This window comes from Lactobacillus laiwuensis (assembly GCF_019972835.1).
Lineage (GTDB): Bacteria > Bacillota > Bacilli > Lactobacillales > Lactobacillaceae > Lactobacillus > Lactobacillus laiwuensis.
The window spans coordinates 476,040-496,366 of record NZ_BPPB01000001.1 but is presented as its reverse complement, the minus strand read 5'-3'; the positions used below and the strand labels follow the sequence as shown (position 1 = coordinate 496,366).

Here is a 20,327-nt window from a genome sequence, read left to right as displayed (position 1 = left end):
GAAGCAACGGCAATAGTACCGGAAACAGTGGCAATGATAGCGGAAGCAATGGCAATAATACCGGAAACAGTGGCAATGATAGCGGAAGCAACGGCAATAGTACCGGAAACAGTGGCAATGATAGCGGAAGCAATGGCAATAATACCGGAAACAGTGGCAATAATGCCGGAAGCAGTGGCAATAATGCCGGAAGCGATGGCAATAATGCCGGAAACAGTGGCAATGATAGCGGAAGCAATGGCAATAATACCGGAAGCAATGGCAATAATGATAATTCTAATAGCGGTGGTGACAATTCTAATTCCACTGATAACAGTAGCACTTCATCTAATCCTGCTAACCCTGTTAATCCAGCTGAGCAACCAACTACTGATAACGAAAACGGCACAAATGATGCGCCAAACGATTTAGGCGAAAATACTAATGTAACCTTAATGCATAATGCTTATCTATATGATAATTCTGGCAAACGTGCTAACAAAGTTACACTTGCTGCCGGTTCAATCCTCACTACTTATGGTACAGTTTCTATTGCAGGACGAGAATACTACGTACTAGTTGACACACATGATAACAATAAGAAGTACTACGTTGATGCTGCAAATGGCCAGGCCACTAAGCAAACAGTGGTTCATAATGCTTATATTTATAACCAACTAGGTAAGCGGGTTAAGAAGACTGGCGTTTACAAGAAGGGCCAACTGCTTAATACTTACGGTGGAATTGTAAAGATTCGCGGTAAGAAATACTTCATTATTGCAAAGAACCGCTTCGTCAAAGCAGGAAATGTTAAATTAGTAACTGCTTCAGGAGCAGCAGGCGAGGAAACCGCTACAGCAATTATTAATACTGCAGATCAACCTGTTGTAACTACTACTAAGAAACTAATGCATAATGCTTATCTATATGATGAAACTGGTAAACGTGCTAACAAGCTAATCATCAGCTTGGGTTCAGAAATTGAAACAGCTGGTAAGAAGACTATGGGCGGTAAAACCTACTATGTTTTAGCAGATGGATTGCTCGTAAATAGCGGCAATATTGATGCCAAGAAATTAAAGCTGAAACATAATGCTTATATTTATAGCAAGTATGGTCATCGTTTAGGTAAAAAAGTTTTGCGAAAACATAAGACTGTTAAGACTTATGGCAATCCTATTAAAATTGGTCATAAGAAATTCTATGTAATAGCAAATGGTAAATATATAAAGAAGGCAAACTTTTAATACACTTTGCTTAAATACAATATATTAAAATAAGTTGAAAGAAGCATCACAATTGATGCTTCTTTTTATATAGTATAATTTCAATTAAACATAACATAAAAATAAAAAGTGGTTTTATTAATTTTACCTAATAATTTAATTTTTTGTTATTTTAAATTAAAAAGCAGAATCTATATTTTGTATATAAAATGTAATAATAAAATAAAAACTAAAAACTAAAAACTAAATCTATACATCACTTTATAGTTATTTTTATTAAATAGCTAAAAATATCATAATTAAAGGAATAATTTAAGATATATATGTTATTTATTTTTGAAAATGATAGATTTTTAAATAACAGTTATTTATACTTGCTTATAATATTAAACGTACTATATTGACAATTAATAACAATAGTTATAAAATTCAAAATGTATTTAAATTTTCAAGGAAGGATAACTTATGTTAGGTAAAAATAACTATGATGAGAGATTAAGAAAAATGGAATTGCAAGCAAAGCAAGACCGATTCTCAATTCGCAAATTGACAATCGGTGCTGCTTCTGTTTTGCTGGGTTTCACTTTTCTTGGTTTAGGCAGCCAGACAGTAAAGGCCGATACTGATACGCCTGCACAAAATTTAGAGTCTATAGCTGAAGCCAAGTCAAACAAATCTGATTTGAAGACAACTGTGACAGATAATAAAGAAGAAACTACACTTAAATCTAATAAAGTTGATAATCAAACTGAGAGGACAAAAAAAGAACCAAAATTATCCACTTTTTCCGGTTTAACTTCATTTTTGAAGAGTAATGATCAGGCCTCAAAAAATGTAACCAAAACGGAAACTGCAAAAGATCAGGAAAAGAAAGATGTTAAAGACGCTGGTCAAGCCAATTCTGTTAAACAACCGGAAACTGATGCAAATGATTCAAGCGTAACAGCACCAGAAAAAAATGACTCAATTGGTAAAGATACTGTCTCTAATATTACGGCTGGAAATAATGTTTCAAGTGATAGTAAGTTGCCAGAAGATTCACAGAGTAACGTTGATAAACCTGATAATGATGCCAGTTCTGAGGGTGGACAAAATGGTGATATAGATGAAACTGCGGTTGCAAATGATAAAATTCCAATAGTAAAAGATGCTGGTGATGGAATATCATATCAAGTAAGTAGCTGGCAAGATTTCAAAAACGCACTAAATAATCAAAAAATTACTGAAATTGTTTTAATGAATAACGTTATTGCACCTTCAGGTCTTTTGAACACTACATTTAGCGTTCCTGGACGTGATTTATTAATTAGGTCCGACACTAATAACAAGTATACTCTGGATTTTGATGGAAATGCGCCTATACAAACGTCTGGAACAAACGCAAATGTTACTTTTCAAAATATAAATATCAAGAGTAACGACTTTTACGGTGTTTGGGATACACTATATGTAAGTGGTTCTTTTCATACTAATATAGTTTTTAACAATTGCACTTTTAGAGGTACACAATTAATATATTCTGGTGATAATACCCATATTTACTTTACGGGTAATAATGATTGTCGTAATATTAAGACATCAAACGCATATAATAATCAGCAACAGCTGTTTGAATTTAGAAACACAAAAAATAATAGTATTGATTTTCTGGATGGCGAATTTACTGGTTCAACATATGGCGGAACCATAATTGAGATGAAAAGTAATGGTAACACTCTTAAAATTCATAGAGGCGCTACAGTAAATCTTATTCCTGTTCAAACTTATGATGGTAACGATGACGACGGTGAATATGGCTTTCCATACAGTGCGATTTATATGGAAGGCGCAGGAACTATACAGGTTGCTGGTGTCCTAAATATTAACATTGGTGATAACACAGTCATGCCTTATAAAGGCACGAGGAATGGTGCCAGAGCAAGAGCGGTATATTTGAAAGATGCTAGTTCAACTTTTAACGTTATGCAAAATGGTCAAGTTAACATAAAAACTAATGGTAATATCAGTGATAGAGATACTAATAATTTATTTTTTGACAACGGCAATTTGACTATTAATCCCAATGGTGAAATGAACATCGTGGGAAATAATATGGGTGATTATTCAGGTACCTTGGTTTATGTCACGGGGACAGCTGACGTTGAGAACGGCAGCTTTAATATTCGCTTGGGAGACATTGCTGGTACTGGAAACATTACTTTACTCGATGTCTCTGGAGGCACATTCAAAGTTAATAATCCGACATCATTTGTTTTGGATGCCCACAATAACATAAATCCTAATACAAGCGTTATCGGTAATAACAAAATCACGATTACCAATGTGCGCCAACAACTACAAAACAGTACGGGTAAAGCTTTTACGTTACCACCATTCCATGTTTTGCAAATGCAGAAAACTGATACTGGCATTAATGTAAACACGATTGAAATGCTGGATGGTAACAAAACATTATCCCAAGAGCAGTTAGATGAGATTAAAAATGACCCTGAAATAAAAAACATTGTCAATGACAAGAGCTTTGTTTCATTCTTAACTGCCGCTGAAGCCGCCGTTAAAAATCCAGGAACTAATACATTAGATAATATTGTTAAAAATGCTTTAGAGAGTGCTTTGAGTAGTAAAGATACTAGTAGCTACAATAATATAGCTTTTGTTCCCGCTAACCCAAGCGGCTTCCTGGATATCGATGAGGATGGCTTGCAAGTTATCAAAAATGAAGATGGCTCTAGAACTATCACAGGAAAGGTATCAAATTACAGTGAAGAGGTAGATGGCCCAAGTAATGACAATGCCTTTTATAAGTATTTTCCGAAAGGTACTAAAGGGTATGTCATTGTTAAATATATTTGTAGCAATCCAAATTATGATAAACAAATTCTCCAAAATGAAAATTTGAAACCATATGCAAATACTACCGATACCTATCGTGGAAGTATTGAGGATAATATTAGCAAATTGCCCAATGTATTTTCCTCTGAAATCAATCCAGACGGTACTTTTTCAGTAACAATACCGGCTGATGTTACCTTAAACATGAATAAGGGTGATAAAGTTGAAATAATCCCAGACGCCAATTTTGTTGAGTACAGCCCAACACTTATTGATGCAGGTGCTCGTCCGGTGCAAAAGAGCTTAGATATTCTTACTTTATCAGAAGCTCAAGACGATGCTGCTGCTACGATTAGAAATGCGGTAAAAGATGGCGAAAGCAAGAAGCCAACTAATTTAAAAGAAAGTCAATCAAAGACTTTTGAAGATGAACTGGCTAAAGCATTGGCAATGGCAGATTCAGTCACTGAAACTAATAAAGACACAACAGTTTATGGTGCAGATACCATTGCCGAAGTCAATAGACGTAAAGAAACGGCTCTTGACCTTGTAAAAAAAGCCTTGCAAATTGCTAATGAAGAGTCAGATGAGCAAAATAAATTAGCTGCAGCTAAAGAAGCTGCTAAACAAGCACTTGATAATGAGCTCAATGGTAATGGCACTTCCGGGATGCCGGGTGTAGTTAACCAAATCGCCGATTTAACAAATAGTGGTTTAACTCAGGACAACGTTAAGATATATCAAGATCAAGCTCAAAAGGCATACGACGCTGCAAAGAAAGCTATTGATGACTGTGAAAGTTTTGATGAAATCACTAAAGCTCAAGGTAAGGGTGTAGCAGACATTGATCAGGCTTTAACAGATGCTAAGGCGCAACAAGTTATTGATAAGGCTGCAAGTGATTTAAAGACAGCTAAAGAAAATGCCTTGAAAGAATTAGCAGCTGAACAAGCAAACGTTGAAGATTTCATTGCTAATTTAAAAAATATCAGTACTGATGCTAAGGCTGCATTAAATAAGGAAGTTGAGGATTATTATCAAGATGCTGCTGCCAAAGTTAATAACCCGACGCCAGCAAGTCTTGTACAGGTAGACATTGAGAAGAACATTGGGATTAGAAATATTGACAGCGTTTGGAACAAAGCTACGGCATTTGATAAGGAAATTGTTTCTGACCAGAAAAAACTTGATGATTACGCCCAAGCTGCAGCAGACCGCATCAATAAGACGGACATGTCTGATGAAGACAAGCAAAAAGCGGTAAACGATATTAACAAGGCTCGTGATGATGCCAAGATAAATGTGGGCAAACAATTAACGGCTGAAAATGCAGATAAGGCTGCAGATGATGGCGAAGACGCGATAAAAGCAGTTGAAGACGCCGCTAATGCAGCCAACATTGAAGCTATTAAAACTTCTAACACTGCTAACCTTAACGCTGCTGCTGATAGTGCCATTGAGCGTGTGAATAAAGCTTATAATGGTTTGACAGAAGCAGGTCAGCAGGAAAAAGCTGATGCCGATAAAGCGGCTGCAATTACAGCTATAAATCAGGCTAAAGAAGCAGCCACCGAAACAATTAACTCTGCTACAACCAAAGATGCAATCATTAATGCCTTTAATACTGCTAAAGACAAGTTTGACAACGCGGCAACCACAGCTGAAGTTGCTTTTGCCAAAATAGCAGCTGCTGATGCTGTCAAGAAAGAAGCTGACAGTGTCAAGCCGAATTTAAGTGCAGCTGATCAACAGAAAGTTGATGGTATCGTTGCAACGGCTAATAGCGATTTCCAAAAAGCAACTACAGTCGACAAGGTTAACAGCATTAAAGATCAGGCAATTAAAGATATCAATAATGTTAAAACTACTGCTGATGTAGTTAAGCAAGCCGAAATCAAGGCTAACAAGGATACTCAGGCAGCTAATATTGATGCGGCAGCTACTGCAGCTAAAAAGCGTGTAAGTGATGCTTACCAGAAACTGTCAACGGATAATCAAACTAGTTGCCAACAATCGTTACAGAAAGCTTTAGATGATATAGACCAAGCTGCTAAAACTGCTAAAAACAATATTCAGAGTGCCCAAAATGTGGCAGATATTATAGCTGCAGCTGGAACAGGCACACAGGCAATCGCTGCTATTGAAACAAAAGCAGAAGTAACATTTGCGCAAGCCGATGCAAAAGAGGCAATTGCAAATGAAGCTGCTAAGGTTAAGCCTAGCTTAAGCACAGCTGATCAACAAACAGTTGATAGCATTGTTACTACAGCTAATGGCAAGATAGACGCTGCTACTGATGTTCCAACTATTAATAGTATCAAAAATCAGGCAATCCAGGATATAGACCAGGTCAAAACTACAGCCGATTCAAGTGCAAAGGAAAAAGTTGATAAAGCAAAAGAGCTGAATAAGACTAGTATTGATGGAGCAGCTCAAGCAGCGATTGCGCGGGTAGATGCAGCTTACAACAACTTAACAACTGCTGAAAAGACAGCCAATAAAGGCACACATGACCAAGCTGTTGCAGATATTAAGAATGCCCAAACCGCAGCTGAAGCCAAGATTGCAGCTGCAACTACTGAAACTGAAGTTGCTGCCGCGGCCAGTGAAGGTACAACAAACATTAATAAGCTGGCAGATGCAGCTGAATTAACCTTTGTCAAGATCACTGCTAACGACGCAGTACAAGCTGAAGCGGCAAAAGTAAAACCTAATCTCAAAGAAACAGCTGATCAAAATAAAGTAGATGAAATTGTTAGTCAAGCACAAGATGACATTGGTGCTGCTGAGAACGTTGATAACGTAATCAGAATAAAAGAGAATGCCATCAAGGCAATTGACAATGTCAAGAGTAATGCAGAACAAACAATTCAAAAGGCACAAGAATCAAGCAAGGCGAGTGTTGATGCCCAAGCAGATGCCGCTAAGAAGCGGGTCAAAGAAGCTTATAATCAGCTCACTTCTGACGAGCAAAAGACAACGTCAGTCCAAACCGCTTATAACGCAGCTAATAATGCCATTGATAAAGCTAAGACTGTAGCAGAGAGTGCAATAGCTGCTGCGCAAACTAATTCAGAAATTACAACAGCTGTTGATAATGCTAATAAAGCCTTTACACAAGCTGCATCTGATGCCGAATTGGCCTTTACCAAGGTAGCTGCGATAGATGCAGTTCAAGGCGAAGCGGATAATGTCAAGCAAGGCTTAAAGCAAACAGTTGATCTTAATAAAGTAGACAGTATAGTAACCCAGGCTCAAACTGATTTGAACAGTGCTGATAGTGTTACTAAAGTTGGCTTCATTAAAGAACAGGCAATTAAAGATATTGCTAACGTTAAAGCTACAGCTGATGCAGCAATTGACAATTCCCAAACAGTTAATAAAGCTAATATTGATAAAGCTGCAGCTGATGCAACTCAACGCGTTCAGAATGCTTATAACGAGTTAAGTGCAGCTGAAAAAGAGCAGTCTAAGTCAGAATATAATAAAGCTCTCAGCGATATTAATGAGGCAAAGAATACTGCGGATGCGGCAATTCAAGCTGCAAAGACAGTAGATGACGCTACCAGTGCTGCTACAACAGGAATTTCTGCAGTTAATGATATTGCTAGCAATGCTGAACTATCATTTGCAAAATTGGGAGCTAAAGCAGCAGTTAGAGCAGCAGCAGATGCAGTCACTAACGGTCTTGATAATGAAAACAAGCAAAAGGTACAAGAGATAGTAACTACTGCAAATTCTAACATTGACAAGGCTACTACTAGCACTGACGTGGTTAGATTTAGGGACCAGGCTATCAATGATATTAATGGTGTCAAAGCTGTGGCAGATGCTGTTCAAAAAGCACAGCTAAATGAAAACAAGAAAAACAACACCTCTAATGTTAATGAAGCTGCTGATGCTGCTAGAAAACGTGTCGATGATGCATATAACAAGTTGAATGAATCTCAAAAGAATGCTAATCACCAGACTTACCAAAATGCCCATGATGCGATTGACAATGCTGCAACTAGTGCGAATAACCAAATTGCACAAACTGATTCAGGTGACCAAATACCAGGGATAGTTAAAGATGCTAAAGCTCAGTTTGACAATGTAGCAACAAAAGCGGAAGTAGCTTTTGCTAAGGTAACAGCAGTTGCAGATGTTTTGAATGAAGCTAATAAGGTTAAACAAGACCTAAAGGCTGATTCTGATAAGAATCGGGTTGACAATATTGCTACCACTGCTACTACCAGTATTAATAGCACTAATACTGATACTGTAGCTAAAGTAACCAGTATTAGGGATCAGGCTATTAAAGATATCGACGCTGTTAGAGCTAAAGCTAATGGTGGTGAACAAGCCAGTCTGGAAGAAACTAAGAATAATCGGACTAGTGATGTTAACAAGGCAGCAGCAAACGCTAAAACCCGGGTTGAAACGGCTTACGCTCAGCTGACACCGGCTGAGCAAGATGCAACAAAGCAGGCTTATAATGATGCTCTTGCTGCTATTGAAAATACGCGCCTTAAAGCAAATAGCGATATTGCCAGTGCTGAAACTAAGGATGCGGTAAGCGATATAGCAGCAACAGCTGAGCAGGAACTTGATCAAGAAGCAACAAAAGCAGAGGTAGCATTTGCCAAAACAGCAGCTAAAGACGCGATTCAGACCGAGGAAAAGAGTGCTATTGCCGATCTGAAAGGTCAAGACGATAAGACTTCTGTGCAAAATATCGCTAACAATGCTATTGCAGAAATTGACCAAAATTCAACAGATACTGTTGCCAAAGTAAACAGCATTAAAGACAGCGCAATTAGTGCTATTAAGACTGTTAAAAACACAGCAAATGCAGTAGACCAAGCTATTGTTGACGAAGCTCGCAAAGACAGCTCTGCTAATATTAATGAAGCAGCTGAAATAGCTAAGAAGAGAGTTGAAGCAGCATATAGTAAGCTGACGGAAACTGAACAAGCAGTTGCCAAACAGGCTCATGATGACGCCCTTAACGCAATTGCAAGTGCCCAAAAAACTGCTAACGATGCAATTTCTTCATTAAATTCAAAAGCAGAAATTACTCAGGCAGCAACTGACGGTATTAATAAGATTAATGCAGCAGCAACCGAAGCAGAAGTAGCCTTCGCCAAGGTAGCAGCTAAAGATGCAGTTCATGAAAAAGCGAAATCTATCATAGATCAGTTGAATAAAACTGATGATAAGAAGCAAGTACAAGCAATTTCTGATCAAGCAGATAAAGATATTGACGCAGTTGCAACAGATACTGTAGATAAAGTAAACAGCATTAGAGATAAAGCGATCAGCGATATAGGTAATGTAAAAGCAACTGCGGATGACAATGAACAGAAAGAACTGGAGAAAACAAAGGAAAATAATAAGACCAGTGTTGATAATTTAGTTACAGCTGCTAAAAAACGTGTTCAAGATGCTTATGACAAACTTGGAAAAGACGAAAAAGTTTTGGCTGCAAGTGATTACAGTAAAGCCATGGCTGCCATCACTCAAGCCCAAGCAACAGCAAATGATGCGATTAGTGCGGCTGCAAATGCAGATGCAATTGTTAAAGCGGTAGGTACTGCATCTGCTGCCCTTGATACGGCTGCTACAACAGCTGAAGTAGCATTTGCCAGAGTGACAGCTAAGACTGCAATCCAAGCTGAGGCTGATAAAGTCAAAAAAGGTTTGAAGCAGGAAGTTGACCAAACAAAAGTCGATAACATAGTGTTACGAGCAGAAAATGATCTTGCTGCAGCTGTAAGCGTAGATAATGTAAATACTATTGCAGCTCAAGCTATTAAAGACATTGATGCCGTTAAAGAGACTGCTGAAGAAAATGAGCAAAAGGACATTGCTAAAGTTAAGGATGATACTAAAGAGAGTATTGATCAAGCTGCCGCAGCTGCAAAGCAAAGAATTAATGATGCATATAATAGTCTTAGTGCAAATGGACAGTCAGCAACCAAGACGGATTATGACAAGGCAATTCAAGCTATTACCGGTGCCCAAACTGCAGCTAAAGATGCTATAGAAAAAGCAACGGATAAGGATGCCGTAAGTAAGGCTGCAGGAGATGCCGATCAGGCTTTCACAAAGGCCGAAACAGACGCTAAATTAGCATTTGCTAAAGCAGCTGCTAAAGAGGCGGTTCAAAATGAGGCAAGTACTGTTAAGGGTAGTTTAAGTAAAGATACTGATAAGAAAAAAGTAGATGCAATTTCAGAGCAAGCTGACACAGCTATTGATGGTGCTGCCGATATAACAACTGTTAATAAATTAAGAGATAAAGCAATTAGCGACATCGATGCTGTTAAGGCGACTGCCATTGCTGTTGACCAGGCAACCGTGGAGCAAGCTAAGGATAATGGTAAGACCAATGTTAATGGTGCTGCTGCTGATGCTAAAAAACGGGTAGAAAATGCTTATAATAATCTTAATTCTGACCAAAAGAATGATAATTATCAAGCATATCAAAATGCTCTTACTGCAATTGACAACGCTGCAGATGCAGCAAATATCCAAATTGGTCAAGCTCAAACTGCTGACGTAGTTAAAGGGTTAGTAGATAATGCTAAGACCAAGTTTAATGAGATTGCAACCAAAGCTGAAGTGGCCTTTGCTAAAGTGATAGCTAAAGCTGCTGTTCAAAAGGAAGCAACAAAGGTTAAGAATGACCTGAAGTCTCAAGCTGATAAAAACAAGGTTGATGGTATTGTTACCCAAGCTAATATCCAGTTTAACGATAACGCTATAGACACAGTGCAAGAGGTAAACAGCATTAGAGATAAGGCAATTGATGATATTGATGCTGTTAAAGACGCGGCTAATGGTAATGAACAAGCAAGCTTAGAAGAAACTAAGAATAATCAAAAGAGTAATGTGAACAGTGCAGCAGACGCAGCTAAGGCTCGAGTAGAAAAAGCTTATGGGGATCTTGAAAAAGATCAACAACAAAAAACTAAGCAGGCTCACGATGACGCAATTACTGCAATTGACAATGCACTTCAAAAAGCAATTGCCGATATTCAAAATGCTGAAACTAAAGATGCTGTGGTAGCCATAGCAGCAACAGCAGAGCAAAAATTTGATCAGGAAGCAACAAAAGCAGAGGTAGCCTTCGCAAAAGTGGCAGCTAAAGATGCAGTTCACAAGGAAGCCGCTAATGCCCAAAGTCAGTTAAAGAACACTGCTGATAAACAAAAAGTTCAAAACATTTCTGATCAAGCAGATACCGCTTTTGATACTGCTGCAACAGATACGGTTGACAAAGTAAACAGCATCAAAGAAAACGCCATTAGCGCCATTAATGCTGTTAAAAATACAGTATCAGCAGTAGACAAGGCTTTGCTAGATCAAGCGCGCCAAGACAGCACTCAGAATATCACTAATGCCGCAGAAGCAGCTAAGAAGCAAGTTGATGATGCTTATGAAAAACTAAGTTCAAGCCAAAGGGCAGCAACAAAACTGGATCATGATAATGCAATTACTGCAATTGAAAATGCCAAAACTGCAGCCATTGATGCAGTCAATGCAGCAACAAGCAAAGATGCTATCACTTCAGCAGCTAATGAGGGAGTTAACAAGATTAACGCAGCAGCAACTACTGCAGAGGTAGCTTTTGCAAAAACAGCTGCTAAAGATGCGGTTCAGGCTGAAGCTGCAAATGTGATTAAGAATCTGAAAGATGAAAAGGATCAGGAAGCAGTTCAGAATATCGCTGACGCCGCAGTGACAAACATTGACAAAGCTTCAACTGATACAGTGCAAAAGGTCAATGACATCAGAGATCAAGCCATCAATGATATTAATAAGGTGAAGAATACCGCTGATACCGCTGAACAAGCTAAGTTAGAAGAAGCTAAGGATAACAGTCAGGCAAATGTTGATGAAGCTGCTGCAGCCGCTAAAAAACGGGTTGAAGATGCATATAATAAGCTCAATTCGCAGCAACAAACCAAGACTAAAGCAGATTATGATGCAGCTATTACTGCAATTAAAAATGCACAAAAAGCAGCAAATGACGCTATTGCGCAAGCAAAAGATAAGAGTGCAGTAGCTGGTGCTGTTTCAACTGCAAATACTGCCTTTGATCAGGCAGCCACTCAGGCTGAACTAGCTTTTGCACGGGTAGTTGCTAAAGACGATGTTAGAAACGAAGCAGATAAGATCAAAAATGGCTTGAGCCTTGAAAGTGATAAAAATAGAGTAGAAGGCATTGTCAACGAAGCTAATACGCAGTTAAATAATGCTGATACAGTGCAAAGAATCAGTGAGATTAGAGATCAAGCCATCAGTGATATTGATACTGTTAAGACAACTGCAGATAAGGCAGCTGCAACTGAGCTTGATAATGACAAGAAAGCTGCAATTGATGCTTTAACTAACAAACAAACTGAAGTTAAAAATGGCATCGACTCCTTGAAAAATATCAGTGCTGAAAACAAGGCTGCTCTAAAAGATAAAGTAGATCGCTATTACCAAGATGCAGTTAATAAGATCAAAGACCCAGGTACAACTACTTCTGACCAAGTTAACGGTGCTAAACAAGAAGGCATCGATAACATGGGCAAAGTTCTTGATGATGCAAAGTCCTTAGACACAGCTATTGCAAATGATCAAAAGAAATTAGATGATCATGCTTCTGCAGCAATTGACAAGATTAATAGGTCTGATTTATCTGACGCTGACAAAGGAAAGGCTATTGAATCAATCAATAAAGCTCGTGATGATGCTAAAGAGACTGTTGCTTCACAGCCAACTGTTGAAAAGGCAGACGCAGCTGAAAAAGTTGGAGAGAGTGTAATTGATACAGCTGAAAAAACGGCTACAGATACAGATTTAGGAAATTCTAAACTTACCGAAAAGACTAAAGTCGAGGCTGCGGCAGATAATGCTAAGAAACAACTTGATGATGACTATAATAAACTGACTCTTGATGAGCAGAAGGAAGTTAAAGATAAGTATGACAAAGCTAAAGCAGATATTGATCAGGCTAAAGCTAATGCCGAAAAAGCAATAGATTCAGCAACTTCCAAGCAAGATGTCAACAATGCTTCTGATAAAGCTAAGACTGACATTGACAAAACCAAGAACGATGCCGAACTAGCCTTTGCTCAAGCTGCAGCTAAGGACGCAGTTAAAGCAGTTGCTGATGATATCAAGAGTGGCTTAAATAAACAAGACGACAAAGACAAGGTTGACTCTCTTGTTGCTCAAGCTAATAAAGATATTGACGCTGCAACTACAATTGATTCTGTGAATAGCACTCGTGACCAAGCAATTACTGCAATTAAGGGTGTTAAGAATTCTGCTGACCAGTCAGATAAAGATAACTTAGCTACTATCAAGTCAACTAACAAAACAAATGTTGACCAGGCGGCAACTAAGGCTAAAAACAGGGTTGAAGAAGCTTATAACAAGCTTAATGACACTCAAAAGGCAACTACTAAAGCTGATTATGACAAGGCTTTAACCGCTATTGAGGATGCTAAGAAAGCAGCTGAAACTAAGATAGACAGTGCTACTAATGCTGACGCGGTTGCAGCAGCAGTTGACAATGCTTCAAGACAATTTGATTCTGCAGCGACAACAGCTGAATTGGCTTTTAGCAGAGTGGCTGCCAAAGATGAAGTCAAAAAAGTAGCTTCTACTGCTAAACCAAGCTTGAGTAAAGATAATCAGGATCGGGTAGATGAGATAGCAAAACAGGCAAGTGTTGATATTGATTCAGCTGAAACTGTTGCCAATGTTGCTAGAATTAAGCAAACCGCTATTGATAAAATTAATGCCTTAAAAGGTAATGATGAAAAAGACTTAGCTCAAGCTATCTCAAATGCCAAAGCAGAATTGAGCAAAAAGCATGATGATGCAGTAGGAAGACTAAAAGATAAGTTTGGCAAAGATGCAGATACCACTGAAGTAGATAAAGCATTCAACTCGAACAAGGACATCACTGGTACATCGGTTGATGAAGTTAAAGAACACGAATTGGCAGCCGAAAGGGAATTGGCTAAAGGCGAAGTTCAAGACACTGGCACTAATGCTAAGAAGAAAATTGACGATTTAAAGCACAAAGATGGTACTGACTATACTCAAGCTGAAAAAGATGCTATCAAGAACCAAATTGATAAAGATATTCATGAAGCTATTGATAAAAATGGTACTATTGATCAAGCAAGCGATTCAGCAGGTGTTGACAAAGCACGTAAAGATGCAATCGACAAGATAAATGGTGAAACAGTTCCTGACAGTCAGGAAGTTAACAACATCATAAATCAAGATAAAGACGTTCTCAGTCAAAGACTAGCCCAAGCTCGTGAAGCTGCTTCAAAATATTTGAAAGATAAGTTTACTCTTGACACTGATGATAGTACCATTCAGCAAAGTTATGAAGCTGCGCTAGCAAAACTTAAAGCAAATCCTACAGACTTAAGAACTGAACTTGAAGGTGAAAAGCTAATTGCCCAGGGTGCATTAGCTGATGCACAAAAGGCTGCCAATAAGCTTGTTGATGGTAATTCTGATTATGATTCTGCTGCTAAAAAGCAAATCAAAGAGCATATTGTGAAGGATTATAATGAATTTGTGAACAGTATTAATTCATGCTCGTCAGTCAGCGAAGTAATCTCTGTGCAACGTAATCTTGGTATTGATCAATTAAAACGTGACTCTACAGAGTCAAATGTTAATGTTACCAATATTATAGAAAGCGATAGTAACGGACAGCAAGCTCAACCGATAGTACCTGCTCAACCTGATAAGACTGATGATAAAGATAAAGAATCTGATAAGAATGAAGACTCCGAAAGAGTAATTTTAATGCATAATGCATACCTATACAATAGTAAAGGTAAACGCGCAAATGGCATTACTTTGGGAGCCGGATCAATTCTTGATACTTACGGTATTGAAACAATTAATGGTGCACAATATTATGTTTTAGTTGACAAGGGTGCTGATAATAAGAAGTACTATGTTGCAATTGGCAATGTTAAGAGTACAGCTAAAAAATTGAAGCATAATGCTTACATTTATAACCAATACGGCAAGCGGGTTAAGAAGTCAGGTAAACTAAAGTCAGGCAAGGTCATTGCTACCTACGGCAATAGCGTTAAGATTCGCGGTAAGAAATACTTCATCATTGCCAAGAATCGTTATGTCAAAGCGGCAAATATTTCAGGTCAAAATGTACCTTTAAAGACAGCAACGGCTAATCAAACTGCTGCTGTTGAAGCAGGAGACCATTCTCATATCATCATTAATAAAAAGATAATGCACAATGCATATCTTTATGATCAAAATGGTATTCGTGCAAATGGCTTAGTAATAAATGCTGGTTCAAATGTTGACGTAGTATCGCAAAAAGTTGTCAACAAGAAGCTATATTATGTTCTTGAAGACGGGTTGTATATAGCTGCAGGAAATATCGATGCCAAGAAACTGAAATTGAAGCATAATGCATATATATACAGTAAATATGGCAATCGCAAAGGTAAGAAAGTACTGAAGAAACGTAAATCAATTAAGACTTACGGTAATCCAGTAAAGATAAAGGGCAAGAAGTACTACACTATGACAACAAGCAAATTTGTTAAGAAAGCAAATGTTAAAGGGTAGTTTAACTTCCTGATAACAAGAGAAGTGACACAACTGTAAAAAACAATTATGTCACTTTTTCTTTTGCGAAATATTTTGTGACTTATTAATATATAACACCTTAAAACCACAACCCACTATTTCGGATAGTTTTTTAATACTAAAAAATTAGTTGAAAAAAAACTTAAAAATCAAAATTAAATAAATTTATCAAAAATAAATACTTATGTCTATCTATTTATGAAAACTATTTTTAATTTGTTTTAGTTATAAAGGGATTAAATAGATATAACTAATGTAATACTACTTATATTAAAATAACTAGTATTTATAATTTAATATTAATAAATATAATATATTTACAACTAATAATGATTCTTATACAATATAGGTGTGCTTAAATAATGAGGAAGGACTAATAATGCTAAGTAAAAATAACTATAATGCGAAATTAAGAAAAATAGAATTGCAAGCAAAGCAGGATCATTTTTTAATTCGCAAATTAACAATTGGAGCGACTTCTGTTCTACTGGGATTCACTCTTTTCGGAGCTGGCAGTCAAACAGTTAAAGCTGATACTGAATCGACTGCACAGCATGCTATTGATAAAACAGAAACAGTTTCAGGTAATTCTACTGCTAATGATAATGTAATCACACTTGGTTCTAAAAAAAATACTGAGACTGATGGTGACAAGAAAAGTGTCGCAAGCACTTCCACTGTCCCAAAGTCTGTATCTAATAATACTGCTTCAGGTGTTCAGGCAAACGTTGCAAAAAAAGCTGATACTGATCAGGATGAAAAAAACAATCTTACTAAAGATCATTTGAAAAAAGATGGATCCGATCAAAGTGATATCGAATCAGTGCAAAATAATAGAAAATCTGATATAAAATCTACAATTCAAACTGCGCAAATTCGAGTAAATAAAGCATATGGTTCTTCTTCAAAAGATCAAGACGACTTGGACACTAAAAATGATTATTTGGCTCAGATTGATAAAATTGATACTGAGGTGATAGCTAAACTCAATGCAGGAAAAAATGTCGAAGAAATAGATTCAACAGCAGAAACTGCTATTAGGGACATTTTAAATCTTGCAGCGGCTGCAGAACTGCATTTTGCCAAAAAGACAACTATTGATGCTATTACAAGCAAAGCAAACGTTGACGAACAAGCTAATAATGCTAAAAAAAGTGTTATTAAGGCCAACGATAAAATTTATGAGAATCTTGTTGATGAAGAGAAAAAGCAAGCTGATACAGATTTTACCACTGCTGACTCCATTCAAAAAATATATTTAATAACAGATAAAACAATAAAAAATATTTTTGCTGTCAAATCAGATGCTGACCAAGCGGAGTTGAACAAGTATAATGTACTTGAACCAGATGAAATTGCAGCACTAATTGAAGATTTAACTGACACTCAAACCTTGGTTAATGAGCTGATTGACAATTTCCCAAACATTAGTGTTGAAAATAAGAGTGCTCTAAAAAATAAAGTTAACCTATACTATCAGACTACTATCAATAATATAGAAAAAGCTGGTGATTTAGGCTTAGCTGATACGGAAAAAAGTAATGGCACTATTAAAATAAATACGGTATATCTAGAAGCTTCGAAATTAAATCAACAAATTGGATTAGATCAAAAGAATCTTGATGAATATGCAAAAAAAGCAACTGAAAATATTAATAATTCCAATTTATCAGAAGCTGACAAAGAAAAAGCAATAAAGGCAATCAGTCAGACTTGTGATGATGCCAAAAATATAGTTGGACAGCAACCTACTGTTGAGAGGGCAGATGCGGCTGAAAAAGCTGGAAAAGCTATTATTGATGCGATTGAAAAAGCAGCTTATTTAACTGATCTTGAAAGGGCTAAACTTATTGAAAAAATAAGAGTTGAAAATGCAGCCGAGAATGCCAAGAATAAAGTTCAAGATGAATATAATAACCTGGATCAAGATGGTAAAAATAAAGAAAAAGGCAAACTTGAAACAGCACTAGACACTATTGAAAATGCTAAAAATGATGCTGAAGCAGCAATTTCAAGTGCTACAGATAAAAATGATGTAAGTGCCATATCTAAAGCTGGCATTGATAAAATTAATGGTGTAACAGATGATACTTCACTAGAATTTGCCAAAGAGTCAGCAAAAGAAACTGTTCAACAAATAAGTGATATTGTCAAACCGAATTTAAAAGACCCGAATGATCAGAATGCTGTTGATAAAATTAATAAGGATGCTGCAACAAGCATTGACGGAGCTAAAAGCGTTCCAGACGTGACCAAGATGCGGGACGCTGCTATCAACCAAATTAAACAAATTAAAAATACAGCTGACAATAAAGAAAATAATGACTTGTCTAATGCTAAAAGCAGCAACAAGGATACAGTCAATGTAGATGCAAGTGCAGCGCTTGATCGTGTCAAAAAAGCTTATGAAAAATTAACCGAAGCTGAAAGAACTGCTAAAAAAGATGAGTACGATACTGCTATTAAAGCTATAAATGATGCCAGGACTGCTGCAGAAGATAAAATTGATAATGCTACAAATGTAGATGCTATTATTGCTGCAGTAAGTAACGCACAACAAGATTTCAATACAATTGCTACTAATGCCGAGGTCTCTTTTGCAAAACTGGCAGGTAAAGATAAGATTCAAGATGCTGCTGCACAGGCAAATAAAGTCTTAAGTCCTAAGGGACAAGCTGCCGTTAAAGAAATTGTAACTCAAGCTAATAGTGATATTGAAGACGCAGAGACTGTTGCAAAAATTGAAAAAATCACTGAAGCTGCAATTAATAAGATAAAAGCACTTCAGGATAGTGAAAAGACAGACTTAGAAAATGCTATTAAGTATGCAAATGATGAGTTTGAGAAAAAATACAAAGAAGCTATTGCCAGACTGAAGAAGGAATTTAGTGATAGCGCTAAGACCACTGAAGTTGATAATGTATTTAATAAATATAAAGGAATTACTGGTAGTACGGTTGCAGAGGTTAACGCAAAAGAAATAGCAGCCGAGAGAGAATTGGCTAAAGGCGAGGTTCGTGATACCGCTACAAACGCAGAAGCAAGAGTTGATAATCTAAAACATAAGGATGGTACTGTATATACCGATAATGAAAAGAAAGCTTTAAAGAAACAGATTCAAAAAGATGTTCTTGAAGCAAACGGATCTATAGATCAGTCGGGTACATTAGATAAACCTTCGGATACAAAAGGTATAGATACTGTCCGTAATGATGCCGTCAACAAGATTATCAGTGAAGCGATTGCTGATAGTCAAGAAGGTGAAAATGTTTTGCAGCATGATCCGGCTGTATTGCTTGAACGTCTTGCTAAGGCCTATAAGGCTGCCGTTGACAAATTACAAAAATTTGGTCCAAACATTAATCATGATCTGACCGATAAGAAGTATGAAGAAGCCAAAAAGATCCTTAATTCTAATCCGACAGATTTAGCAACTGAACTCGCTGGGGAAAAATTAATTGCTAATGGGGCTTTAACTGATGCTCAGACAGCTGCTGACAATATTGTAGACAGTAATACTGATTATAGCTCAACTGTTAAGGATAAGATAAAGCAGCAAATTCAAAAAGATTTTGATAAAGCAACTAATCGCATAAATGAAAGTCCAGCAGTAAGCGAACTCATTACCCAAAAACGTAATGATGGTATAGATCAACTATATCGTGATGCCATTGATACTAACGTGAATGTGACCAATGTTATTAATTCGGATGGTGGCAGCGATCAAGTCACAAATATAACTAATATTAATCCTGATAACAATCAAAACAACCAAACTCCTAATATGCCGGAAAACAGCCAGGAACCAGCTAAGACAGTAAGAGTTGTTCTAAAACACAATGCCTATCTTTATGATAATAATGGTCATCGTGCCAATGGAGTTACTCTAGGAATCGGTTCAATACTTGAAACGATTGGCACTGAAACAATCAATAATAGACAATATTATGTTTTAGTAGACCAGGGAGCAAAAGGTAAAAAATACTATGTTGCGGTTGGCAATGTCAATGGTACTACTAAACAATTGCAACATAATGCATACATTTACAATCAATACGGCAAACGTGTCAAAAAATATGGCAAGTCTAAAGCCGGTAAAGCAATTAGGACTTATGGCAGCTCTGTTATGATTCGGGGCAAAAAATACTATATTATTGCCAAAAACCGCTTCGTCAAGGCAGCAAATTTCACCAGTGATAAGGTAAGTACCACTGTAAAGAAAGCAAAGGAAATTGCTGCAGCCGACCAAACTCAGGTAATTATCAATAAAAAGGTAATGCATAATGCTTATCTTTATGATGAAAACGGTGTTCGTGCAAACGGCTTGATAATAAATGCCGGTTCCACGATTGCTGTTTCAACTCAAAAAGTTATCAATAAGAGAGCATATTATGCACTTGAAAATGGCTTGTATATAGCTGCAGGAAATATCGATGCCAAGAAACTAAAATTGGAGCATAATGCCTATGTATACAGTAAATATGGTAATCGCCTAGGTAAGAAAGTACTGAAGAAGCATAAGTCTGTAAATACTTACGGAACAGCAGTCAGAATTAAAGGTAAAAAGTATTACACTTTAACTACCAGCGAATTTGTTAAAAAAGCAAATTTTAAGGGTTAGTTTAACTACCTGATAACAAGAAAAGTGCCACAATT

At 37.0% G+C, this 20,327-nt stretch carries 3 protein-coding genes; all 3 read left to right on the top strand.

The features are described from left to right. Window positions 1-1,226 (top strand): SLAP domain-containing protein (locus tag LDM92_RS02275; RefSeq protein ID WP_223901865.1); only part of this gene is annotated, 1,226 nt, incomplete at its 5' end. 444 nt (window positions 1,227-1,670) lie between these two features. Next, the gene (locus LDM92_RS02270; RefSeq protein ID WP_223901864.1) at window positions 1,671-15,650 is read left to right on the top strand and encodes an SLAP domain-containing protein; all 13,980 of its coding nucleotides are present in this window, start codon (window positions 1,671-1,673) and stop codon (window positions 15,648-15,650) included. A 400-nt stretch (window positions 15,651-16,050) separates the two neighbouring features. Next, window positions 16,051-20,292 (top strand): SLAP domain-containing protein, encoded by a 4,242-nt coding sequence (locus tag LDM92_RS02265; RefSeq protein ID WP_223901863.1) that lies wholly within the window; start codon window positions 16,051-16,053, stop codon window positions 20,290-20,292. Window positions 20,293-20,327 lie beyond the last annotated feature (35 nt).